The sequence below is a fragment of the Haloarcula laminariae genome (assembly GCF_025457605.1).
GTDB lineage: Archaea > Halobacteriota > Halobacteria > Halobacteriales > Haloarculaceae > Haloarcula > Haloarcula laminariae.
This window is the reverse complement of the sequence record NZ_JAMZFY010000001.1, coordinates 1,040,023-1,060,334: the sequence shown is the minus strand read 5'-3', so window position 1 is coordinate 1,060,334 and position 20,312 is coordinate 1,040,023. Positions and strand designations below refer to the sequence as shown.

Here is a 20,312-nt window from a genome sequence, read left to right as displayed (position 1 = left end):
AATGAGGGACACAACAGCTATGCGTCGGCCACGCCTCTATTCTCCGTGGCGTTCAGACGACTGCTCCGCGGGACGGTCCCGTGGTCGCAACTGGAGGGTGTCAGCCGGGCGGTGCTGTCCCGGTACGACGAGCCAAGCGGCCGCGTCCGCTTTCTGTCGGCCGACAACTGGCTCTCGACGCCGATGGTCGTCAACGACCGGTGGTTCGTGAAGGTCGTCACCCCGCAGAACTCGCTGGTCCACGCGCTGTTGACGACGGGGCGCAACATCGGCGCCTTCTCCTCGGGCACCGCCGGTTTTTTCGAGCACTTCGGGACGCCCTACCAGATGGCCGAGCACGAACTGGCGGCGACAGAGCGGATGCGCGAACTCGGCGTCAACGCCCCCGAGCCCATTGAGGCCTTCGAGTACGAGGGGCTGGGCGTCATCGTCCTTGAGTACTTAGAGGAGTTCCACACCCTGGACGAACTCCCGCCGGAGGCGGTCGCCCCGCACGCCGAGACCGTCTTCGACTTCCTCCACCGGATGCACGAGGCGGGGCTGGCTCACGGCGATTTCCGGTGTGAGAACGTCCTGGTGGCCGACGACCGGCTCTACTTCATCGACGCCACCAGCGTCCGGGCGGCGGCCATCGCCGACGCCCGGGCCTACGACGTGGCGTGTGCGCTGGGCGCGCTGGAGCCGCTCATCGGGGCCCACGCCGCCGTGGGCGCGGCCGGGAAGTACTACACCCCCGAAGAGCTACTGGCCGCGGAGGAGTTCCTGGACTTCGTCAACATCCGCCCGGACCACGACTTCGAGGCGGCGGTGATCCGGGGCGCGATAGAACAGGCGGCCGGGTGAGCGGCGACGGTGGCGGCTTACTCCGCGTCGGCCGGCACGTCGAAGTCGTGGAAGTGCTCGCCCTCTTCCTTCGAGAGGATGTCGAGCGCCGCGGCGCCGCCGTCGCCGGCGGAGATGACGGCCTGCCACTCCTGGTCGCGGACCATCGCGCCCGTGGCGTAGGCGTCCTCGACGCTGGTCTCCATCGAGAGGTTCACGTCGACGAGGTCGCCGTCGAACTCACAGCCCAGCGCCTCGGCCAGCGAGCGGTCGGCGCCGGTCGCGAGCACCAGATACGTCGCGGACACCTCGTCGTCCTCGGTGGTGACGGTGAAGCCGTCCGCACCCTGCTCGACGCCCGTGACCTCGCTCTCCGCGAGGTCGACGCCGAAGCCCTCGACCTGCTCGCGGGAGGCCTCGACGAACTCCGACCCGTCCATCGAGTCGATGCCGAGGTAGTTGAACAGGTGGGCCTTGTGCATCCACGTCTCGTCGGTGTCGTAGACGACCGTGTCGAGACCGTTTTTCTCCGTGAACAGTGCCGCGCTGAGGCCGGCGGGACCGCCGCCGACGACGACTACATCAGTCATACAGGCAGTGTACTCGGCGGACACGGAAAGGCCTGTCCGAGCCGGCAGTATCACGAGGCCGCTTCGCCGGCGGCGATTCAGGCTTCCAGAATCTCTCTGGTCTTCCGGTGGCGGAAGCGGAACATCGGCTCCATCCCGATGAACCCCAGCGGCCCGGCGGCCTCACCGAGACGCCCGCCGGGCAGTTCGTACACCACCCGGTCGTGGACGATGGTCGCGAGGTCCCCGACCGCGCGGAACTGGTGGGTGTGCTCCCACTCCGGGAACGGCCCGTCCCGCATCACGTCCCGGAACATCGCCTCGCCGTCGCGCTCCTCCCGGGCGACGATTTCCGAGACCCACCGCTGGCGCGGCCCGACGCCGAAGGGCCGTACCGAGGAGACGACGACCGAGCCGGCGGTCAGCTCCGCCGGGTCGGGCTCGCCGTCGGGCCCGCGGCTCTCCTCCACGCGGAGGTTCATCCAGTCGGGCGTCAGGGCCACGAGGCCGTCGGCCGTCGCGTGAAACTCCCAGACATCGTCGAGGGGCGCCGACACGCGGACCTCGCGCTCGAAAACGGGCATGGTATCATATTAGGGCGAGCGGAACAAAACTCCGGCGGTCAGTCAGGGTCGGTGGCGTGACCGGGCAGCCGACCGGTAGCGGCCGGAGTACAGCTGTAGAGACGGATGTGTATCGCCAGAGAGGGCCAGTGGGCCGTCGGACCGGGACCCGGGACAGCAGCTGTTATGGCCAGATACCGCTCTCCTCGGCGGCGTCGACGACGCGCTCGATGGCGACGACGTACATCGCGGTCCGGAAGTTCGGCGCGTCGGTGCGCTCGTAGGTATCGACGAGGTTGTCGAAGGCGTCCGTGATGATGGTCTCCAGTTCGTCGTTGACCCGCTCCTCGGACCAGTAGAAGCGCTGGCGGTTCTGGACCCATTCGAAGTAGGAGACGGTGACGCCGCCGGCGTTGGCGAGGATGTCGGGGAACACGGCCACGTCGCGGTCGGTCAGCACGTCGTCGGCTCGGGGCGTCAGCGGCCCGTTGGCGGCCTCGACGATGATGTCGGCCTCGACGTCGCGGGCGATGTCGGCGTTGATAGCGTTCTCCAGTGCGGCGGGGACCAGCAGGTCCACGTCCATCGTCAGCAGTTCCTCGTTGGACATTGCGTCGGTCGCGCCCTCGAAGCCCCTGAGCGAGCCGCTCTCACGCTTGTGGTCCTTCGCCGCCCTGGGGTCGAAGCCGTCTGGGTTGTAGACGGCGCCAGAGGAGTCCGAGGCGGCGACGACGTTCGCGCCGAGGTCGTCGATGAGGGTCGCGGCGACGGAGCCCGCGTTGCCGTACCCCTGGACGGCGACGGTGGCGTCCTCGATGTCTTTCCCCAGATAGTCGAAGGCCTCGCGGGCGGTGAGCATCACCGAACGCCCCGTCGCCTCGACCCGCCCCGCGCTCCCGCCGGACTCGGGCGCTTTCCCCGTAATGACGCCCGGCTCCGTGGTGTTCTCCAGGGTCTCGTAGGTGTCCTTTATCCAGTTCATCTCCCGCTGGCCGGTGTTGACGTCGGGGGCGGGGATGTCCTTGTCCTCGCCGATGAAGGGGCGCAACTCCTTGGCGAACGACCGGGTGATGCGCTCGATTTCGCTCGCGGAGTACTGACGCGGGTCGATGCGGACACCCCCCTTGCCGCCGCCGTAGGGGATGCCGACGGCGGCGCACTTGTACACCATCCACCCCGAGAGGGCCTTGACCTCGTCGCGCGATACCTCCGGGTGGTAGCGGATGCCGCCCTTGTAGGGGCCGCGGTCGCCGTTGAACTGCGAGCGAAAGGCCCGGACGACCTCGATGGAGCCGTCGTCGAGCTCCACCGAGAGGTTCGCCTCCAGCACCCGCTCGGGGTGTTTCAGTCGCTCCAGGACGTCGGTGGGGTATTCGAGGTAGGCGGCGGCGTCGTCGATCTGCTCCTGCAGACTCTCGAACGGGTTCACCTCGTCGGACATACCCTAGCCCTGAGTGAGCGCGGACAAAAGGATGCCGCCGGCCATGGACAGGGCCGCCCCACGGGGGCTGGCGCTCACCCGCCGTGGAACACGTCGTCGGCGCGAATCCGAAGGACGACCCGCTCGCTCTCGATGGGCTGGGGGTACTCGTCCTCGCCCATGTACCGGGCCGCGAGTTCGTCGATGTGCTCGCGAGCCCCTTCGGTCGTCACCGCGTCGACCTCGCCGGTGACAGCGAGGAACCGGTAGGGGTCGTCGGGGTCGGTCATGCTGACCGACACCGTCGGGTCACGGTCGACGTTTTTCGCCTTCCGACGGTGGCGCTCGGTGTTGACGAGCAGCCGGTCCCCGTCCGGGTCGTAGTCGACCCACACCGGCGTCGTGTGGGGCCGGCCGTCGGGGAGCATCGTCGTCACGTGCGCGAACGTCGCCTTCTCGAAGAGGTCGTGGTACTGCTCGGGTATCGTCGCCATGTGTCAGCTGTCGTGAGGGAGGGAGTTAGTTGTATCCCGTTACAGGCATCACCGGGTCGGCCCGCCGTCCGGCGGCCGAGCACGGTCGAGTGCCCGACGCCGCCACGTTCCGCTTATTCTGTAATCGTGTGTAGCGATTGAGCGGCTTGAACGAGCAGGATCAACGCGATTCCGAGTCCGACTGCCCCGCTACCTAGCCCCGTAGAGAAGATACCGACGACGAGAACGAAGCCGTACAACACTGCGACACCGGTCGCAAGTATGAGAAAAACTTCGCTGGCGGTGTTTATCGAAAAGCCCGCGTTATTTTCGCTCATTCATGAGCCCTCCCGGTGGTTGGTCTGTGGGTTCTACCATATGTCACTTATATTATTCGATGTTCGTCCCCTGGTCTGCGCAAACAATCCTGAATCTGAATAGAACCATCGTGTTGGCGACGACTGTTAGGTCAGCGCTTCGCGGCGGCGCCCGACAGTGGCTTCCACGCCGGACGCGTAGGGTACGGCGTGATTCCCCCGCTCCGCCGTCGCTGTCCGCGGTGTGGACACCGGGACTGGACGACCCGCTTCGAAGCGGTCCGTGTCGAGGGCGACCGCCTCGTCGTCTGTCCGGCCTGCGACCACCGGTTCGAACCGGCCGAGAAGCCCTGGTACCGGTGACGACTGGCCGCTGCCGCCCGCGTCCCGCAGGAGGGGTGGTGCTCCTAGACACGGACGTTCCGAACGGCTTCGGCGGGTCGTCGGGACCTCACCGACGGCCCTGAAAACACACCCCTGAAAAGCGGCGTTACCGGGCGACGGAGGCCTCGATGCGGTCGACGAGCGCGTCGTTACCCAGATACAGCGGCGTCCGGTCGTGGAGGCCCTCGGGTTCGGCGTCCAGCAGGGAACCATCGCCGTTCGAGGAACGGCCGCCGGCGGACTCGACGATGTAGGCCATCGGGTGGCCCTCGAACTGGAGTCGGAGTTTCCCCTCCGGGCGGGACGCCAGAGCGGGATAGGCGAAGACGCCGCCGTAGGTCAGGACCTGATTGATGTCGGCGACCATCGCGCCGCCGTATCGGAGTTTGAGTTCCTCGCGAATCTCCTCGGCGACCGGCTCGAACGAGTCGGTCCAGGAGTCGGCGCCGCCGCCGAAGCCGAAGACAGTCGGGTCCTCCGGCACGGTGACGTCGTTGTCGACGAGCTGTTTCTCGCCGTCCTCCAGGAGGTACTCCCGGACGCGTCCGTCGCGGGCCACCAGCATCGACGTAACCGGGCCGTAGACGACAAAGCCGGACGCGACGAGGTTCCGACCGCTCGTGGGCGGCCGCTCCGAGTACACCGAGAAGATGGTCCCCATCCCGCTGTTCGGTTCGAGGTTCGACGAGCCATCGAGCGGGTCGACGGCGAGGTGGAGCCGGCCGGTCGAGTCGACGACGCCCTCGCGCTCCTCGCTGGCGTAGCTGGCCACGCCGTCGATGGCGAGCAGCCGCTGCTGGAACAGTTCGTCCGCCCGCAGGTCAGCGGCGAGTTGCTCGTCGCCGGTCGGGTTTACCTTGTCGCTGTGGCCCCGCTCCGTGAAGATTGCCGTCCGGACGTCGGACGTGGTTTCCGCGATGGTGTCGATGACCTGTGCGACCGTGGCGTCGGCGTGCGTAGCCGAGGCGTCGAGTGATTCGCTCATTGGTTAGTATGGGCCCCGATTGGTGGGCAGGGGTGTGGGGGTTCGTCATCCAATCGTTCAAGCGCCCGGCATAAGTATCTTTACTCTGACAATTACTACAAAGCGAGTAAATTTCTTGAACCCGTCGCCGTCCGGTGATTGGCCAGTTTACACGACACAGCACTCCAAGAGTGTTAGCTTTCGTATGTTTCCCGCTCGGCCGGTCGTCAGGCCTCGTCGAGGCTCTCGCGCATCCACTCGAACTGGTCGCGCAGCCGGGCCTCGCCGGCCTCCGTCAGGGAGTATTTGTCGGCGATGCCGTCGGTCCGCTGGGTGAGAAAGCCCGCGTCTTCCATCGCCCCCAGGGCGCCGTAGAAGCTCTTGGGGTCGATGCGCGTGTCGTAGCGGGATTCGAGCCGCGTCTTGAGCCGCTGGCCGGTCAGTTCGCCGTCCTCGGCCGCCGCCAGCAGGACACAGATGTCGCGTCGTCGGCCGCTCTGGAGCCACTTCGCCATACGGGTTCCAGGTCCGGCCCCGTCTCGGTCTTTTCGACTCAGAGCGACCCACAGCGATACGTCCCCAGCCGCTCGCGCTCGACCGACTCCGGACCGTCGAGGTCGGTCCGCTCGCTCGCGTGCCACAGCTCGACCGTCCGCATCCCGGTGTCGTGGCTCCGGTTCCAGCGGGCACAGAGGTGCCGGGCCAGCGACGCCCGCAACCGCGGCTCCCGCTTGGCGTCTGCGTAGAACTTGCGCCAGTCGGCGGAGCCGTGGACGGACGCGACTTCAGATGGCCGCGAGGCGTCGAAGGGCTCGCCGGTGATGGCGTCGACGCGCTCGCTGGACGTGAGGTTCGCCGGCGCGAGGAGCCACCACGTCGACAGCGGCGGCGACGGCGCGAACATGTCCCAGGACCGCTCTGTCACCTGGTCGGGCGTGCCGGCCGGCGCGCCGACCAGCCCGAGCCCGACGGCGTTGACGACCAGCAGGGCCGCGAGACAGCAGGCGGCGAGGCCGCGGGCCGCTCTCGACAGCGGCGGGACGCGAGCGGCGAGCGGGGTCCGGGGGCGCCGTGGCAGCCGCCAGGGGACGGCCGCCCGCGCCTCGGCGCAGTCCCAGGTCCACCCCGGGAGCAACGGGACCAGCGCCGCCAGCGAGACCAGCGGGAAGACGCCCAGTTGCATCGTCGCCAGCATACCGGCGTGCATCGCGGCGAAGGCGCCCACGAGCGCCGCCCTCGCCCGCCCGGTGAGACAGACCAGCAGCGGCGACAGGACCAGCAGGGCGAGCCAGCCCCAGGCCGCGAGCCGGAGAGCTGGTGTCCAGCCGGCGACGACATTCCCGAGGCCGACGGTGAAGTGGTCGAGCTGGAGGGCGTAGCGGACCGCGTCGCCACGGAGCCAGGCGTCGGCGCGGAGTTTCACGACGGCGTTCGTCGCGTAGACGGCGACGACCTGTGCGAGCAGGCCGGCGGTGGCGAGGCCGACGACGCTGTCGGTCTCGCCGCCCCCGCTATCGACCGCCCAGCGGCTCCCCAGCGGGAGCAGGCAGCCCCAGAACAGCAGGCGGCGGAGGAGCACGTCGCCGCTGTTGAGCACCAGCGGATTGCGGAGCTGGAGCGAGACCAACAGCACCAGCGAGACGACCGCGGCCAGGCGTGTCCGGTAGCCGACCAGCAGCGCCAGCGCGGCGACCGCGGCCAGCGCGAACAGGCCGAGCTGTACGGTGAGCGAACCGGAGACGGCGTGTAGCGAGACGGTCGCGTAGCCCGGATAGAGGGCGGCGAGCAGCGACCGCGGGAGCACGCCGGCGTCTGTGTAGAAGGCCCGTGCGTCCGAGACGCGCCCCGCGAGGTCGACGAGCACGACGAGCGCCAGCGCGACCCGGAACGCCGCGAGCGCCCGGCGGTCGATAGCCAGCCGGCGGGCGAGGGCTGCACGCACTGCATTGACGCGCTCGGTCACGATGTCGGAGCCACAGCGGTCGCGGACATAAGTCTTCCACCGCCGACCGACAGTTTTCAACCGGTTCAGTCCCAACACCCGGCAATGACAGCGACCGAAGCGACGGCCGAGGGCATCACGGCCCGCTACACCGAGACCGAGGCGGAGCGACTACTCACCTTCGAGGGCGAGACGGGTACCGCCGCAATCGCCCAGAACGTCGAGGGATACGCGATGCTGAAGGTCCGGGACGCGGGCGGGGACGAACTCGAACGCTACTACGGCTTCGACATGGCGCTGGACCACGCCGCCGAACTGCTCGGTGTGTCGCCGAACTCGCTTCCGGTCCCCGAGGCCGCGAGCGACATGGGGATGTAGGCCGACCGGGCGCCGCGACGGCCGAGACAGGACAAGAATCAAATCGGATGCCGTGGTAGCGTGCCCCATGAGCGTCGAGCAGGAGCAGGACGGACGCACCATCCGCTGTCTGGTCGCCAAAGTGGGGCTGGACGGTCACGACCGGGGGGCTCACGTCATCGCCCGGGCACTTCGGGACGCGGGGTTCGAGGTAATCTACTCCGGGCTCCACCGGTCGCCCGACGAGGTGGTACAGGCCGCCGTCCAGGAGGACGTCGACGTGGTCGGCATCTCCATCCTCTCGGGGGCCCACAAGACGCTGGTACCGCGGATTCTCGACGGGCTCCGGGAGTACGACGCCTTCGACGACCGGCTGGTGCTGGTGGGCGGTATCGTCCCCGACGACGACCAGGGGGAGTTGCGCGAGCTGGGCGTCGACGAGATATTCGGCCCGGGCGCGTCGATGGAGGAGATGATACGGTACATCCGCGAGCAGGCCCCCGAGCGATGAGCGACCTGGTCGAGGACCTGCTCGCCGGCAGGCACAGTGCGCTGGCCCGCGTCATCACGAAGATAGAGAACCGCGCGCCGGGCTACCGCGAGGTCGTCTCCCGCCTCCACGACCACACCGGTGACGCCGAGGTCATCGGCGTCACCGGCAGCCCCGGCGCGGGGAAATCGACGCTCGTGGACAAGGTGGCCGCCCGCCTGCGCGAGCAGGGCCACACCGTCGGCGTCATCGCAATCGACCCCTCCTCGCCGTATTCCGGCGGCGCGGTGCTCGGTGACCGCATCCGGATGGCCTCGAACGCGGGCGACATGGACGTGTTCTTCCGCTCGATGTCCGCGCGGGGCTCGCTGGGCGGGCTGTCGACGGCCACCACGGACGCCGTCACCGCGCTCGACGCGTTCGGCAAGGACTACGTCATCGTCGAGACGGTCGGGGCGGGACAGAACGAGGTCGACATCGTCCGAACCGCGGACACGGTCGCCGTCCTGGTCCCGCCGGGCAGCGGCGACGACGTGCAGATGCTGAAAGCGGGCATCCTCGAAATCGGCGACGTGTTCGTCGTCAACAAGGCCGACCTGGACGGGGCCGACCGCACCGTCCAGCAGCTCCGCGAGATGCTACAGGGCCGGTCCAGCGCGGGCCACCACGGGGCCTCGGGTACCGAGATGGTCGAAGCCGCCGGGACCGGGGACGGCGGGGAGACGGCGGACGACTGGGAGCCGCCCATCGTCGAGACGGTCGCGAACAGGAGCGAGGGCGTCGACGAGTTCCTCGCGGTGCTCGACGACCACGGCGACTACCTGGACCGGACCGGCGGGCGCGAGCGGCAGGCCCGGGACCGCTTTGCGGCCGAGATACGGACGCTGCTTCGCGAGGACGCCAACGGCCTGATAGCCGACGAACTCGACCGGCGAGGCGGTCTCGACGCGCACGTCGACGCCGTCATGGCCCGCGAGACGGACCCCTACACCGTCGTCGACGAGGTGCTGGAGCCGTTGCGGGAGTGTCTCGACCGCTAAGGTTTTTGATGCAGTGTCACGAAACGGCCGGGTATGAACCGTCGGTCCCTCCTCGCCGTCGCCCTCGCCTCCGTCGGACTCGGTGCTATCGTCGCCGGCAGCTACCAAGAACTGCTCCACGTCGCCCCCGCGTACGAGGGGACTATCGAGACCGGGTGGGGCGGACCCCGCAACCACCAGGAGCGGCTGCTGACACGGGTCGGTGTGCTCGGCCTCCTCGGTGCCGTGGTTGCGTCCCGGTGGCGGTACGCCGCGCTCGCGTCGGTCGCGACCGGGGCGGTCGTGCTCTTCTATCCGGTCCGTGCCGTCCTCCGCTACGCTCTCGACCCGGGGCTGTACACCGAAGTCACGACCTACAGCGGCGACACCGTCGAGTACGTCCTCGGTGCGGAGCCGTTCCTGTTGGCCGCCGGGGGCCTCCTGCTCGTGGCCGCCGGCGTCATCGGGTGGCGGACACACGCCGCCGGGACCGACGCCGCCGCGAGCACGCGGGACCCGTCGTTCCGAGCCTGAGCCGGGAGCGGGACGGCCACGGTCCCGACGGTGCCCCCATGTATAAACAGGCGCCGACCCCTAGAGTCGGGTATGAGACTGCGTAAGGCCCTCGGTATCGCCGTCGGCGCGGCCGGTGCGACGGCGCTGACGAACCGCCTCCTCCAGTCGCGCGCCGATGACTTCGCCCCGTTCCTCCGCGGCGACCAGCGGACCTACCGCTGGCGCGGGTTCGACGTGGCCTACACCGAGGCCGGCGACCCCGACGACCCGGACCTCGTGTTGCTCCACGGCATCAACGCCGCCGCCTCCAGCCACGAGTTCCACACCGTCTTCGAGACGCTGGCCGAGGAGTACCACGTCATCGCGCCGGACCTCCCCGGCTTCGGCCACAGCGACCGGCCGCCGCTGCTGTACTCGGCGTCGCTCATGACGACGTTCGTCCGCGACTTCCTCGACGACGAGAGCGAGAACGCGACGGTCGTCGCGTCGTCGCTGACCGGCTCCTACGCGGCGATGGCGGCCCGCGAGGTCGACGTCGAGGAACTGGTTCTCGTCTGTCCGACGGACTCCTCGATGGGCGACCGGTCGGTCCAGCGGCGGTCGCTCGTCCGGGCGCCCGTCGTCGGGCAGGCCATCTACAACCTCATCGGTTCGAAGGCCTCGATTCGGCACTTCCACGCCGACCACGGCTACTACGACATGGACAACCTCACCGACGAGGTCGTCGACTACGAGTGGCAGAGCGCCCACCAGTCCGGCGCCCGGTTCGCGCCGGCGTCGTTCATCTCGGGCTTTCTCGACCCCGATGAGGACCTGGGGGACGTGCTGGCCGGGCTCGACGTACCGATTACGCTGGTCTGGGGCGAGGACGCCGACATCACGCCGCTCGCCGACGGCCGCGTGCTGGCCGACGAGGCCGACGCGACGCTCGTGGTCTTCGGCGACTCCCTGCTGTTGCCCCACGTCGAACACCCAGAGGAGTTCGTCGAAGTTGTCAGAGGGGAAGCGGCCACGGTCGACGTCACGGACTGAAGAACCGGCTACCGTGTCGGAACCGAGTTCCGGCCTATCGGAGCGGTGACCGGCCGTCGGCGCGGCGACAACCGGCTAGCGCGGTCGGAAGACGACGGCGCGCTCGCCGGTCGTCTCGCGCTCGCCGACACCGATGCCGACCACGTCGCCGATTGCCACGTCCTCCGGGTCGGCGCCGCGGACCAGCCCGGTTATCGAGACGGGCCCGAAGTCAGCGATGGCGGTGACGTAGGGCGCGTCGTTCTCGAACTGCGGCGTCGGGACGGTGATGGTGGTGTGGGTCGCGATTTCGCCGGTGTCGGGCAGCGACACGTCGGCGAGCTCGCGGGAGCCACAGTCGGGACAGACCCGGCGAGGCGGGAGCCAGCCGTGGCCCTCGTCGCACTCGACGTAGTACCCGTCGCCGTCGGACAGGCTGTCGAGCCAGTCGTCGAACTCGCCGTTTCGCGTTGGGTCGGTCATTCCTGCACCTCCAGGACGTGGACCGTCGTAGAGGCCACCGTGCCGCCGGCGTTGTGGGCCACGCCCACGGTGCCGTCGGGGACGGCGTCGGCCCGCGGGTGGGTTCCGTCGAGCACCCACGCGATAGTGGCGAGCTGGGCGACGCCGGTCGCGCCGACGGGGTGGCCCTTCGCCTTGAGGCCGCCCGAGAGGTTGACCGGCATCTCGCCGTGGCGCGTCGTCTCGCCGTCTGCCGCCGCGTGGATGCCTTCGCCGGGCTCGTACAGCCCGAGCGACTCGATGGCGAGCACTTCCGCGATGGTAAAGCAGTCGTGGACCTCCGCGACGTCCACGTCGTCGGGCCCGATGCCGGCGTCGCTGTAGGCCTCGTCGGTGGCCTTGTCCGCCGCCGGGGTCCGCGCGAGGTGGGGCCGGTCCTGCAGGGCGAGGTTGTCGCTGCCCTGGCCGGTTCCCGAAATCGCGACCGGGGCGTCGAGGTCGTGTTCGTCGGCGTACTCCTCGGTCGTCAACACCGCCGCCGCGGCGCCGTCGGTGATGGGACAGGAGTCGTACAGCCCGAGCGGCGAGGCGATAGTCGGGGCCTCCAGGGCGTCTTCGAGGGTTATCTCCTTTTGAATCTGGGCGTGGTCGTTGACCACGGCGTGCTCGTGGTTCTTCACCGCGACGTGGGCCAGGTCCTCGTGGGAGCCGCCGAACTCCTCGAAGTAGACCCGCGCCATCAACGCGTACGCCCCGGGGAAGGTCATCCCGGCGCGTATCTCGTAGAGGTCGTCGGCGGCGATGGCCAGGGCGTCGGTCGCCGCGGCGGTACCGATGTTGGTCATCCGTTCGGCGCCGCCGACGACGACGACCTCCGCTTCGCCGTTCCGCAGCGTCTTGACCGCTTCACGCACTGCGGCCCCAGCGGAGGCACAGGCGGCCTCCAGCCGGGTGGCGGGCGCGTCGACCCCGATGGCCTCGGCCATCAGCGGCCCCTGGTGGCCCTGATGTTCGGCGAGTTCGCCCATGAAGTTCCCGTAGTACAGCGCGTCGACGTCGTCGGGGTCGACGCCCGACTGGTCGAGCGCTTCGAGTCCGGCCTCGGCGAACAGGTCACGACCGGTACGCTCGGGATGTTTCCCGAACTTCGTGACACCGGCCCCCGCGATGCGTGGGTCTGTCATTACCTCGGCGTGCGTCCCGAGTAGTTAAATGCCTGCCGCCGCGGTGGGTTTTTGCCACGAGCCCTCGTGGGAAAAATCGCACGACGGGGAGCGACTAGTTCGCTGTTCTACAGTTTCTCAGGACGGGTTTGCTTCCGCTGTGGACAGTCGAATTATTCGACGATTTCCGCGATTCGGCGCGGTTCGCCCGACAGCGACGGGTCTGGTTCGACTATCTGGAGCACCTCGTGGTCGGTCACGTCGGGATAGGACTTCTGTACGGCGTCCTCGATGAGGGCCTTCTCCAGTCTGAACTCCGTACCGTCGTAGACGACATCGACGCCCTGATCGTCGAACGAGAGAACGGTCATAGCCGTACTAGATGGTGTCCGGGTAAAAACGTACTCGCTTGTGGGGGGACTTGCTACGTGGCCACACATACTGGCCCCGTTTGATGCTGACTCACATGCGCGCGTCAGACGCTCGTCAGACGCCCGTCGTGCGCGCCCTCAGGCTTTAAGACCGTCGAAACGCCTATAGGACGTGTGCAATTCGGCACCGACCCGCTCTCCGAACTCTCGATTCCCGACGGCACTACTGTCGAGGAACACGACCTCGTGACGGACGGAGACGTGGTGGTCGGCGGCCAGAGCACGGTCGAGTTCGGCGTCCGCGGCCGGTCGGTCATCGCGGACGAGCGGGTCCGCTTTGGCGGCCACATCGAGGCCGACGGCGACTGCCGACTCGACATGTGGTGTGACGTCGCGGAGAACGTCCTCGTCGCCGAGGACGCCTACATCGGCGAGCGGGTCCACATCGGCGGCGAGTTGCGCGTCGCGGGCGACCTCGACATCGGCGACGACGTGGACATAGAGGAGGGGTTCGAGGCGAACGGCTGGATCGTCATCCGCAACCCGATGCCGACCATCGTCTTCCTCTTTGTCTACCTCTCGCAGTTGCTCCGCATCGGCGAGGACGAGGCCGCAGAAGAGGTACTCTCGGAGATGCTCGGCGACGACGAGCACGACCCGCTGTTGATTCCCCGGGGTGCCAGCGTCTCCGACGACGCCTGGCGGGTGTCGACGCCGGCCGTCATCGGCGACGACTGCCGCCTGCACGGCAACATCCGCGCACAGTCCCTGGAGGTCGGCCGCGACAACGTCGTCTTCGGCAGCCTGCGGGCCCGCGAGGACATCGTGCTGGGCAAGGGCAGCGAGATAAAGGGCGACGTGACGACCCGCGACGGCGACGTCCGCATCGGCCCCGGCGTGAAGGTATGGGGCGACATCTCTGCTGCCACCGTTTCCCTCCACGAGAACGCGACCATCGACGGGAAGATTCGCGCGAGCGAGGAGATGCGGATGCACACCGACGAGGTGCTCACCCGCCCCGACGAGGACGCCGAGGCGATGGCCGAGATGGCCGAAGCGCTCGGGGACGACGGGGACGGGACCGCGACGGAACAAGCTGACACTGACACTACGGAGGCGGACCACGCAGACGACGCGGCTGGAGACCGCGACGACGGTGGGGCCGGCGACGACGCGGCGGTCACGGACGGTACCGACGACGAGGAAGAGGCCCCGGCGGAGTAGACCGAAACCCCCTTTTCCCGGAGTGCGGTAGCAGGTAGCATGCTCTCTATCGCGCTCGCCGGCAAGCCAAACGCCGGGAAGTCTACCTTCTACAAGGCCGCGACCATGGCCGACGTCGACGTCGGTAACTACCCCTTCACGACCATCGACGCCAACCGCGGCGTGAGCCACGTCCGGACCGACTGCCCCTGCCTCTCGCTGGACGAGCGCTGTGGCGACGACAACTGCCACGGCGGGAAGCGGTACGTCCCCGTCGAACTCATCGACGTGGCGGGGCTGGTGCCGGGCGCCCACGAGGGCCGCGGGCTGGGCAATCAGTTCCTCGACGAACTCACGAACGCCGACGTGATTCTGAACGTCGTTGACGCCTCCGGAGGGACCGACGCCGAGGGCGAACCCGTCGAGGTCGGCGAACACGACCCCGTCGAGGACGTGGACTTCATCGAGGAGGAGATGGACCTCTGGCTCGCCAGCATCGTCGACCGCAACTGGGAGTCCATCGAGCGCCAGTCCCGGTCGCCCGACTTCGCGCTGGACGAGTCCCTCGTCGACCTGCTTGCCGGCGTCGGCGCGAGCGAACTCGACGTGGCCCGCACGCTCCGTGAACTGGACTACCCCGAGGACCCAATCGCCTGGACCGACGAGGACCGCGAGGCGCTGGCCCGCGAGATACGCGAGCGGACCAAACCCATCGTCGTCGTTGCCAACAAGGCCGACATCGCCCCGGAGGGGAACGTCGAACGGCTTCGCGAGGCCGCCGACGTGGTGGTTCCCGCGACGGCCGACGGCGAGCTCGCGCTCCGCAACGCGGCGGCGGCCGGCGTCGTCGACTACGACCCCGGCGACACCGACTTCGACATCGTCGGCGACGTGAGCGACCAGCAACGCGAGGGCCTGGACCGGATTCGCGGGGTGATGGCTGACTACGGCGGGACGGGCGTCCAGGCCGCGATGGACACCGCCGTCTACGACCTGCTCGACCACATCACCGCCTACCCCGTCCAGAACGACACGAAGTGGACCGACGGCCAGGGGAACGTCCTCCCGGACGCCCACCTGCTCCCGCGCGGCTCGACGCCGAAAGACCTCGCGTACGCCGTCCACTCGGACATCGGCGACGGCTACACCCACGCCGTCGACGCCCGCGAGGAACGGCGCATCAGCGACGAGACCGAGCTCGAAGAGGGCGCCGTCGTCAAGATCATCTCCGACGGGTGAGCGAGCGGGCGTTGTGCGTTCGGCAGGTCGACCACGAACCGCTCGGCGACGCTCGTCAGCCGGTCTCGTACAGGTCCGTGGAGAGATATCGTTCGCCCGGGTCCGGCAACACGACGGCGACCAGCTCGTCCGGGTTGTCCGTCGCGTAGTCGGCCGCGGCAGCGAGCGCCGCGCCCGACGATATCCCGACTAAGACCCCTTCGGTGTGGCCGAGCTTGCGGGCCGCCGCTTTCGCGTCGGAGCCGTCGACCGCGCTGACCTCGTCGACCAGTTCCGTGCGGAGCACGTCCGGGAGGAATCCGGGCCCGATGCCCTGGATGTCGTGACTGGCCGAGCTCTGCTCCGAGAGCGTCGGCGACTGGGCGGGCTCGACGGCGATAGCGGTAAACGACGTCTCGCCGCGGTCCTCCTTCATGTGCTCGGCGACGCCGGTGATGGTCCCGCCGGTCCCGACGCCCGCGACGACGGCGTCGATTTCCCCGTTTGTCGCCCGCCACAGCTCCGGCCCCGTCGTCTGGCGGTGGGCCGCGGGGTTGGCCTCGTTGTCGAACTGACTGGCCAGGATCGCGTTGTCGTGCTCGTCGACGAGTTCCGCCGCGCGCTTGTTCGCCCCGCCCATCCCCTCCGCCGCGGGCGTGAGCTCCAGCTCCGCCCCGAGGGCGCGGAGAATCGACCGCCGTTCCTCGGACATCGAGGACGGCATCGTGAGCACGCAGTCGTAGTCTCGGGCGGCACAGACGGCCGCCAGACCGATACCGGTGTTACCGCTCGTGGACTCGACGACCATCCCGCCCGGTTCGAGCGCCCCGTCGTCCTCGGCGGTGTCGAGAATCTCGCGGGCGATACGGTCCTTGACCGAGTACGGGTTCTGCCCTTCGACCTTCCCGAGGAGGTTCTCGGCGAACGAAGAGAGACGGAGCAACGGGGTCTCCCCGATCAACTCGTCTATCGACGACGTGACGTCCATCTTCGTGTGTTGTGCCATCGTAGAGAGTCGAGAGACGAGTGGGAAAAAACAGCTACTTGATTCCCAGCGACTGAAATCCGGAGTGAACCGTCCTCACTGTTCGAATCGGGGTGAAACCGACGCCCCATCCGACCGCAGTACGACTCAGAGGCGTCGCACGTCGAGTCCCGCGTCGTGCCAGGACTCGTCAGTGAGCCCGCGGGCGTCGACCACCACGTCGTCGGCCATCCGCTCGGCCACCGCCTCGGGGTCCACGTCGTCGAACTCGTCGTGGTCGGTCATGAAGACGAGCGCGTCGGCCCCCTCCAGGGCGGCCGGGCCGCTCCAGAGGTCGACGTCGGCCGAATCGACGTGTGGGTCGTGGACGCGCACGTCGACCGACCCCTCGCCGCCGTCGGTGGCGACCATCTCCGGCGTCTCGACGAGCTGGTCGACGAACCGCTTGGCCGGGCTGTTGCGCGTGTCGGACACGTTGCCCTTGTACGCCAGCCCGAAGACGGCGATGCGCGTCCCGGCGAGCGAGCCGAGCCCGTCCTCTAAGAGCTCCCGGACGTAGTCGACCATCCCGTCGTTGACCGCGCGGGCCCGCTCGATGAGGTCGACGTGGTCGGAGTGCTGGCCGAGATACAGGGGGTCGACCGGGAGGCAGTGGCCGCCGACGCCCGGCCCCGGTCGGAGGATGTCGACCCGGGGGTGTTCGTTGGCGAGTTCGAACGCCGGCCGCGGGACCACCCCGTGGTCGCGGGCCACCGCCGCGAGTTCGTTGGCGATGGCGATGTTGGCGTCGCGGTGGGTGTTCTGGGCCAGCTTGGCGAACTCCGCCGTCGCGGCGTCGGGCGCAGTGTGAATCTCGCCGTCGACCGCGCCCGCAAAGAGGTCCCGGGCAGCGGCGGTGGCCTCGTCGTCGATGCCGCCGACGATGCGGTCGTTGTTGCGGAGTTCGTCGAGTATCGACCCCGGTAGCACCGTCTCGGGGCAGAACGCGAGGTTGAACGTCTCCCGGAGCAGGTCGCCGTTGCGTTCGAGCGTCTCGCCGACCACGTTCGCCGTGGTCCCCGGCGGCACCGTCGACTCGACGATGACCGTATCGCCCGGCCGAAGCTTCGGGGCGATGCCCTCGGCGGCGGCCCGCACGTACGAGAGGTCGGCGACGTTGCGGTCGTGGTCGAACGGCGTCGGGACGCATATCAGGTGGTAGTCGCTCTCGACGGGCCGCTCGCGGAGGCGAAGGGCCTCGGTATCGAGCACGCGGTCGACGTAGTCGTTGAGGTCGTCCTCCCGGAAGTCGGCGCCGTCGGTCCGGAGCCGGTCGAGCTTGTCGGGCTGGGTGTCGATACCGTAGACGGAGTGCCCGTTGTTGGCGAACAGTGCCGCCGTCGGCAGCCCGACGTAGCCCAGCCCGTGGACGGCGACGGTGGCCGTATCGGCACTGACATCGGAGCCGGTGGCCGCTCTGTCGTCGCCGCGGTCGGGACCGGCTGTCATACCGGGACCTCCCCCGACACGACCGGCGCATCCACCCCGAGCGTCGCGAGGATGCGCTCGGCCGCGTGCCCGTCTCCGAAGGGGGACTCCCAGTCGTCGGGGCCTTCCCGGACCTCGGCGGCGGCCGCCGCGATGCTTTCGGGCGTCGGCTCGGCGAGGACGTTCGACCCCGCGGCGACGGTCTCGGGCCGCTCCGTGCTCTCCCGGACCGTCACGCAGGGGGTCCCGAGGACGCAGGTCTCCTCCTGGACGCCACCCGAGTCGGTGAAGGCGACCGCCGCCTCGCTCTCCAGCCGGAGGAAATCGAGGAAGTTCAGCGGCTCGACGCAGTCGACGGCGTCGGGGACGTCGAGGTCGAACTCCTCCATCTTCTCGCGGGAGCGCGGGTGAACGGGGTAGACGACCGGGAGGTCCCGCTCGTCGGCGTAACGGGCGACGCCGTCGAGGAGCCCCTGGAACCGCTCTGGGTCGTCGACGTTGCCCGGCCGGTGGGCGGTCAGCAGCGCGAACGGCGCCCGGAGGTCCAGTTCGGCGAGTACGTCGCTCTTCTCGCGTGCCAGCGCGGCGTGTTGCTTGACGGCGTCGACGACGGTGTTCCCGGTCACCTCGATTCGCCGCTCGGGGATGGCCTCGGTCCGGAGCTGGTCGGCGGCCTCGTCGGTGGGAGCGAAGAGGTGGTCGGCGGCGTGGTCGACGAGCACCCGGTTGACCTCCTCTGGCATCTCCCGGTTGAAGCTCCGGAGGCCGGCCTCGACGTGGGCCAGGGCCACGTCGCGCTTGCTCGCGACGATTCCGCCCGCGAAGGCCGAGTTCGTGTCGCCCTGGACGACGACCACGTCGGGGGATTCCCGGTCGAACACCTCCCCGAGACGGGCCACCATCTCGCCCGTCTGGGCCGCGTGGTCGCCCGACCCGACGTCGAGGTTGTACTCCGGCGTCGCCAGTTCAAGGTCGTCGAAGAAGACCCCGTCGAGGCGCTCGGAGTAGTGCTGACCCGTGTGTACCACGCTGTAGTCGACGCCGGCGCGGTCACAGGCCCTGAGTACCGGCGCGAGTTTGACGATCTCTGGACGCGTTCCGAGCACGAAGACGATTCGGGGCGTCATGGGAGAACCACCCCCCGTTTTTCTATTTGTAATGGACTCTATAGCGGACCGCCCCGATACCTGAGCAGAAAGCCGCAGATAACGCGCCAGTGCGATACGGAGTACACGGTGACTTCTCGGTTTCAGTGATAGCTTAGAACAGTGTACGTACCAGTTCGATTCGGGTTCGGGCAGACGCGAACTGGGTCAATAACAGCTAGTGGCCGACCGGAGCGGTCACTCGCTGGCCGATGCCACACGGCCGATGGCCAGGGCGGCCCCGACCAGCCCGCTACCGGTCAGCAGGAGCAGCGTGACCAGCGCCGGGATGAACGCCGAGAGCAGCGTCAGGCCGGTGACCGAGACGCGAGCGAGTACCCCGCCGACCAGCAGACAGAGGGAGCCCGGCACGCCGAGGACCCGACCCGGCCGGTCCGAGAGGACGCGGCCGAAGATGTTCGAGACGAGGACGGTCCCGTGGACGACGGGGTTGTGCGTGTTGGCCTCGGCGACGTCGTAGGTCACGTCGACCGGCGCCTCGGCGAAGCTGTAGTCCTCGTCGGCGGCGTGAAACAGGATGTCGAGGCTCGCGTCCATCCCGTCGCTCAGGTCCGCCCGGCAGGCGAGCAACTCGATGGCGTCGGCGTTGTACGCCCGAAAGCCGCTCTGGGTGTCCGCGACCCGCTCCGAGGAGTAGCCCAGCCACAGCGCGGCGCCGGTCAGCGCGTTGATGACGCCCAGTCCGAACCGGCGGTACAGCGGCATGTCGGTCTCCGAGCCCTCGACAAAGCGGCTCCCGATGACGATGTCGCCGTCGGAGGAGCGCTGGGCGGCGACGAGGTCCAGTGCGTCGGTCGGGTCGTGCTGTCCGTCGGCGTCGACGACGACGAGGTGGTCCACACCGTGTTCGTGGGCGGCCGAAAACAGCGTGCCCAGCGCGGCCCCGTAGCCCCGGTTCTCCTCGTGGCGGAGCACCGTGGCACCGGCTTCGGTAGCCGCCGCCGCGGTCCGGTCGTCGCTCCCGTCGTCGACCACCAGCACGTCGACGGACGACGAACGGGCCGTGCGGACGACGCCACCGACGGTGTCGGCCTCGTTGTACGCGGGGATACCGATTACCACGTCACTCGTCAACTGGCAGTCGGTGGGGTGGGAGGATGTCGTGCTCATAGCAGTTGGCGTAGCGGTCGGCGCCACGGCCGTGGGAAATCTGACATCTCAGTAAGACATTGTTACGGGCCTCCTGCGGACTGAGCGGGCGTAGCTGACGAGCAGCCGGTGGTTCGGCGGCGTCGACTGGCCGAGTTAGCGGGCTCCAAACCGGGAGTTCCCCGCCTGTTTACAACCAGAGAGGCTTCGCAACCGCTCTGTGGCCGCTACCAGTACCGGGCCACGTGGGACACAAGCTGTTTCTACCGGACGGGTGACGGCGGGCAAGTGACGGGTTCCCGTGAACGGCTACCGGGTACCTGGCCGCCACGTAGCCACGC

General features: G+C 68.7%; 24 protein-coding genes. 9 read left to right on the top strand and 15 right to left on the bottom strand.

Features of this window, described 5'->3' with window-relative positions:
- Nucleotides 1-45: 45 nt before the first annotated feature.
- Nucleotides 46-843 carry an RIO1 family regulatory kinase/ATPase domain-containing protein gene (locus tag NJQ98_RS05595; protein WP_262176742.1) on the top strand — a complete coding sequence of 266 codons (798 nt, stop codon included), beginning with the start codon at nt 46-48 and terminating at the stop codon, nt 841-843.
- A 17-nt stretch (nt 844-860) separates the two neighbouring features.
- Here the strand turns inward: NJQ98_RS05595 and NJQ98_RS05590 are convergent, their stop codons facing one another.
- The 5 genes from NJQ98_RS05590 to NJQ98_RS05570 form a co-directional block, all read right to left on the bottom strand.
- On the bottom strand, nt 861-1,412 hold the full coding sequence (locus NJQ98_RS05590) for an FAD-dependent oxidoreductase (RefSeq protein WP_262176738.1): 552 nt from the start codon (nt 1,410-1,412) through the stop codon (nt 861-863).
- Nucleotides 1,413-1,489: 77 nt separating this feature from the next.
- On the bottom strand, nt 1,490-1,975 hold the full coding sequence (locus tag NJQ98_RS05585; RefSeq protein WP_262176734.1) for an SRPBCC family protein: 486 nt from the start codon (nt 1,973-1,975) through the stop codon (nt 1,490-1,492).
- A 163-nt stretch (nt 1,976-2,138) separates the two neighbouring features.
- Nucleotides 2,139-3,395 carry a Glu/Leu/Phe/Val family dehydrogenase gene (locus NJQ98_RS05580; protein WP_262176731.1) on the bottom strand — a complete coding sequence of 419 codons (1,257 nt, stop codon included), beginning with the start codon at nt 3,393-3,395 and terminating at the stop codon, nt 2,139-2,141.
- A gap of 74 nt (nt 3,396-3,469) precedes the next feature.
- A complete protein-coding gene (locus tag NJQ98_RS05575; RefSeq protein ID WP_262176726.1) occupies nt 3,470-3,868 on the bottom strand; it encodes a PPOX class F420-dependent oxidoreductase in 399 nt (132 codons plus the stop codon).
- A gap of 113 nt (nt 3,869-3,981) precedes the next feature.
- Nucleotides 3,982-4,185: a hypothetical protein gene (locus NJQ98_RS05570; RefSeq protein ID WP_262176724.1), complete on the bottom strand. Its 204-nt coding sequence runs from the start codon at nt 4,183-4,185 to the stop codon at nt 3,982-3,984.
- 189 nt (nt 4,186-4,374) lie between these two features.
- Between NJQ98_RS05570 and NJQ98_RS05565 the strand changes: the two genes are divergently transcribed.
- Nucleotides 4,375-4,527, top strand: coding sequence for a hypothetical protein (locus tag NJQ98_RS05565; protein WP_262176721.1), 153 nt, complete (start codon nt 4,375-4,377; stop codon nt 4,525-4,527).
- Nucleotides 4,528-4,654: 127 nt separating this feature from the next.
- Here the strand turns inward: NJQ98_RS05565 and NJQ98_RS05560 are convergent, their stop codons facing one another.
- The 3 genes from NJQ98_RS05560 to NJQ98_RS05550 all read right to left on the bottom strand — a co-directional run bounded on the left by NJQ98_RS05560 (nt 4,655) and on the right by NJQ98_RS05550 (nt 7,475).
- Nucleotides 4,655-5,533 (bottom strand): class 1 fructose-bisphosphatase, encoded by an 879-nt coding sequence (locus NJQ98_RS05560; RefSeq protein WP_262176716.1) that lies wholly within the window; start codon nt 5,531-5,533, stop codon nt 4,655-4,657.
- Between the two features lie 206 nt (nt 5,534-5,739).
- Nucleotides 5,740-6,027 (bottom strand): PadR family transcriptional regulator, encoded by a 288-nt coding sequence (locus tag NJQ98_RS05555; RefSeq protein WP_262176712.1) that lies wholly within the window; start codon nt 6,025-6,027, stop codon nt 5,740-5,742.
- 38 nt (nt 6,028-6,065) lie between these two features.
- Nucleotides 6,066-7,475 carry an HTTM domain-containing protein gene (locus NJQ98_RS05550; RefSeq protein ID WP_262176708.1) on the bottom strand — a complete coding sequence of 470 codons (1,410 nt, stop codon included), beginning with the start codon at nt 7,473-7,475 and terminating at the stop codon, nt 6,066-6,068.
- A gap of 84 nt (nt 7,476-7,559) precedes the next feature.
- Here NJQ98_RS05550 and NJQ98_RS05545 point away from each other — a divergent pair, with 84 nt between their 5' ends.
- The 5 genes from NJQ98_RS05545 (at nt 7,560) to NJQ98_RS05525 (ending at nt 10,868) form a co-directional block, all read left to right on the top strand.
- On the top strand, nt 7,560-7,832 hold the full coding sequence (locus tag NJQ98_RS05545) for a DUF7111 family protein (RefSeq protein ID WP_262176705.1): 273 nt from the start codon (nt 7,560-7,562) through the stop codon (nt 7,830-7,832).
- A gap of 67 nt (nt 7,833-7,899) precedes the next feature.
- Nucleotides 7,900-8,322, top strand: a complete 423-nt coding sequence (locus NJQ98_RS05540; RefSeq protein ID WP_262176703.1) for a cobalamin B12-binding domain-containing protein — start codon at nt 7,900-7,902, stop codon at nt 8,320-8,322.
- Nucleotides 8,319-9,341, top strand: coding sequence for a methylmalonyl Co-A mutase-associated GTPase MeaB (meaB, locus tag NJQ98_RS05535; RefSeq protein WP_262176698.1), 1,023 nt, complete (start codon nt 8,319-8,321; stop codon nt 9,339-9,341). The genes NJQ98_RS05540 and meaB overlap by 4 nt, the downstream gene beginning before the upstream one ends.
- A 33-nt stretch (nt 9,342-9,374) precedes the next feature.
- Nucleotides 9,375-9,854 carry a hypothetical protein gene (locus tag NJQ98_RS05530; protein WP_262176694.1) on the top strand — a complete coding sequence of 160 codons (480 nt, stop codon included), beginning with the start codon at nt 9,375-9,377 and terminating at the stop codon, nt 9,852-9,854.
- 72 nt (nt 9,855-9,926) lie between these two features.
- Entirely contained in the window at nt 9,927-10,868 is a 942-nt protein-coding gene (locus tag NJQ98_RS05525; protein WP_262176691.1) for an alpha/beta fold hydrolase, read from the top strand.
- 75 nt (nt 10,869-10,943) lie between these two features.
- Here the strand turns inward: NJQ98_RS05525 and NJQ98_RS05520 are convergent, their stop codons facing one another.
- The 3 genes from NJQ98_RS05520 to NJQ98_RS05510 form a co-directional block, all read right to left on the bottom strand.
- On the bottom strand, nt 10,944-11,330 hold the full coding sequence (locus tag NJQ98_RS05520; RefSeq protein ID WP_262176687.1) for a Zn-ribbon domain-containing OB-fold protein: 387 nt from the start codon (nt 11,328-11,330) through the stop codon (nt 10,944-10,946).
- Nucleotides 11,327-12,493: a thiolase domain-containing protein gene (locus NJQ98_RS05515; RefSeq protein WP_262176683.1), complete on the bottom strand. Its 1,167-nt coding sequence runs from the start codon at nt 12,491-12,493 to the stop codon at nt 11,327-11,329. The genes NJQ98_RS05520 and NJQ98_RS05515 overlap by 4 nt, the downstream gene beginning before the upstream one ends.
- Before the next feature lie 152 nt (nt 12,494-12,645).
- Nucleotides 12,646-12,843: a DUF5800 family protein gene (locus NJQ98_RS05510; protein ID WP_262176680.1), complete on the bottom strand. Its 198-nt coding sequence runs from the start codon at nt 12,841-12,843 to the stop codon at nt 12,646-12,648.
- A gap of 174 nt (nt 12,844-13,017) precedes the next feature.
- On the opposite strand from NJQ98_RS05510, the gene NJQ98_RS05505 reads away from it, so the two are divergent.
- On the top strand, nt 13,018-14,067 hold the full coding sequence (locus NJQ98_RS05505; protein ID WP_262176676.1) for a polymer-forming cytoskeletal protein: 1,050 nt from the start codon (nt 13,018-13,020) through the stop codon (nt 14,065-14,067).
- Nucleotides 14,068-14,106: 39 nt separating this feature from the next.
- Complete coding sequence (locus tag NJQ98_RS05500; RefSeq protein WP_262176673.1) at nt 14,107-15,285, top strand: redox-regulated ATPase YchF; 1,179 nt, start codon at nt 14,107-14,109, stop codon at nt 15,283-15,285.
- A 55-nt stretch (nt 15,286-15,340) separates the two neighbouring features.
- Here NJQ98_RS05500 and cysK read toward each other — a convergent pair whose 3' ends face one another.
- The 4 genes from cysK to NJQ98_RS05480 form a co-directional block, all read right to left on the bottom strand.
- A complete protein-coding gene (gene cysK, locus NJQ98_RS05495; RefSeq protein WP_284438473.1) occupies nt 15,341-16,270 on the bottom strand; it encodes a cysteine synthase A in 930 nt (309 codons plus the stop codon).
- Nucleotides 16,271-16,396: 126 nt separating this feature from the next.
- Nucleotides 16,397-17,737 (bottom strand): nucleotide sugar dehydrogenase, encoded by a 1,341-nt coding sequence (locus NJQ98_RS05490; RefSeq protein ID WP_262176671.1) that lies wholly within the window; start codon nt 17,735-17,737, stop codon nt 16,397-16,399.
- Complete coding sequence (gene wecB, locus NJQ98_RS05485; protein WP_262176668.1) at nt 17,734-18,843, bottom strand: non-hydrolyzing UDP-N-acetylglucosamine 2-epimerase; 1,110 nt, start codon at nt 18,841-18,843, stop codon at nt 17,734-17,736. Before wecB ends, NJQ98_RS05490 begins: the two co-directional genes overlap by 4 nt.
- A 216-nt stretch (nt 18,844-19,059) precedes the next feature.
- Nucleotides 19,060-19,992, bottom strand: a complete 933-nt coding sequence (locus NJQ98_RS05480) for a glycosyltransferase family 2 protein (RefSeq protein WP_262176664.1) — start codon at nt 19,990-19,992, stop codon at nt 19,060-19,062.
- Nucleotides 19,993-20,312 lie beyond the last annotated feature (320 nt).

Coding starts and splice junctions, on each gene's coding strand:
- NJQ98_RS05590 (WP_262176738.1), bottom strand. CDS start 1,412: ATGACTGATGTAGTCGTCGTCGGCGGCGGTCCCGCCGGCCTCAGCGCG.
- NJQ98_RS05585 (WP_262176734.1), bottom strand. CDS start 1,975: ATGCCCGTTTTCGAGCGCGAGGTCCGCGTGTCGGCGCCCCTCGACGAT.
- NJQ98_RS05580 (WP_262176731.1), bottom strand. CDS start 3,395: ATGTCCGACGAGGTGAACCCGTTCGAGAGTCTGCAGGAGCAGATCGAC.
- NJQ98_RS05575 (WP_262176726.1), bottom strand. CDS start 3,868: ATGGCGACGATACCCGAGCAGTACCACGACCTCTTCGAGAAGGCGACG.
- NJQ98_RS05570 (WP_262176724.1), bottom strand. CDS start 4,185: ATGAGCGAAAATAACGCGGGCTTTTCGATAAACACCGCCAGCGAAGTT.
- NJQ98_RS05560 (WP_262176716.1), bottom strand. CDS start 5,533: ATGAGCGAATCACTCGACGCCTCGGCTACGCACGCCGACGCCACGGTC.
- NJQ98_RS05555 (WP_262176712.1), bottom strand. CDS start 6,027: ATGGCGAAGTGGCTCCAGAGCGGCCGACGACGCGACATCTGTGTCCTG.
- NJQ98_RS05545 (WP_262176705.1), top strand. CDS start 7,560: ATGACAGCGACCGAAGCGACGGCCGAGGGCATCACGGCCCGCTACACC.
- NJQ98_RS05540 (WP_262176703.1), top strand. CDS start 7,900: ATGAGCGTCGAGCAGGAGCAGGACGGACGCACCATCCGCTGTCTGGTC.
- meaB (WP_262176698.1), top strand. CDS start 8,319: ATGAGCGACCTGGTCGAGGACCTGCTCGCCGGCAGGCACAGTGCGCTG.
- NJQ98_RS05530 (WP_262176694.1), top strand. CDS start 9,375: ATGAACCGTCGGTCCCTCCTCGCCGTCGCCCTCGCCTCCGTCGGACTC.
- NJQ98_RS05525 (WP_262176691.1), top strand. CDS start 9,927: ATGAGACTGCGTAAGGCCCTCGGTATCGCCGTCGGCGCGGCCGGTGCG.
- NJQ98_RS05520 (WP_262176687.1), bottom strand. CDS start 11,330: ATGACCGACCCAACGCGAAACGGCGAGTTCGACGACTGGCTCGACAGC.
- NJQ98_RS05515 (WP_262176683.1), bottom strand. CDS start 12,493: ATGACAGACCCACGCATCGCGGGGGCCGGTGTCACGAAGTTCGGGAAA.
- NJQ98_RS05510 (WP_262176680.1), bottom strand. CDS start 12,843: ATGACCGTTCTCTCGTTCGACGATCAGGGCGTCGATGTCGTCTACGAC.
- NJQ98_RS05500 (WP_262176673.1), top strand. CDS start 14,107: ATGCTCTCTATCGCGCTCGCCGGCAAGCCAAACGCCGGGAAGTCTACC.
- cysK (WP_284438473.1), bottom strand. CDS start 16,270: ATGGCACAACACACGAAGATGGACGTCACGTCGTCGATAGACGAGTTG.
- NJQ98_RS05490 (WP_262176671.1), bottom strand. CDS start 17,737: ATGACAGCCGGTCCCGACCGCGGCGACGACAGAGCGGCCACCGGCTCC.
- wecB (WP_262176668.1), bottom strand. CDS start 18,843: ATGACGCCCCGAATCGTCTTCGTGCTCGGAACGCGTCCAGAGATCGTC.
- NJQ98_RS05480 (WP_262176664.1), bottom strand. CDS start 19,992: ATGAGCACGACATCCTCCCACCCCACCGACTGCCAGTTGACGAGTGAC.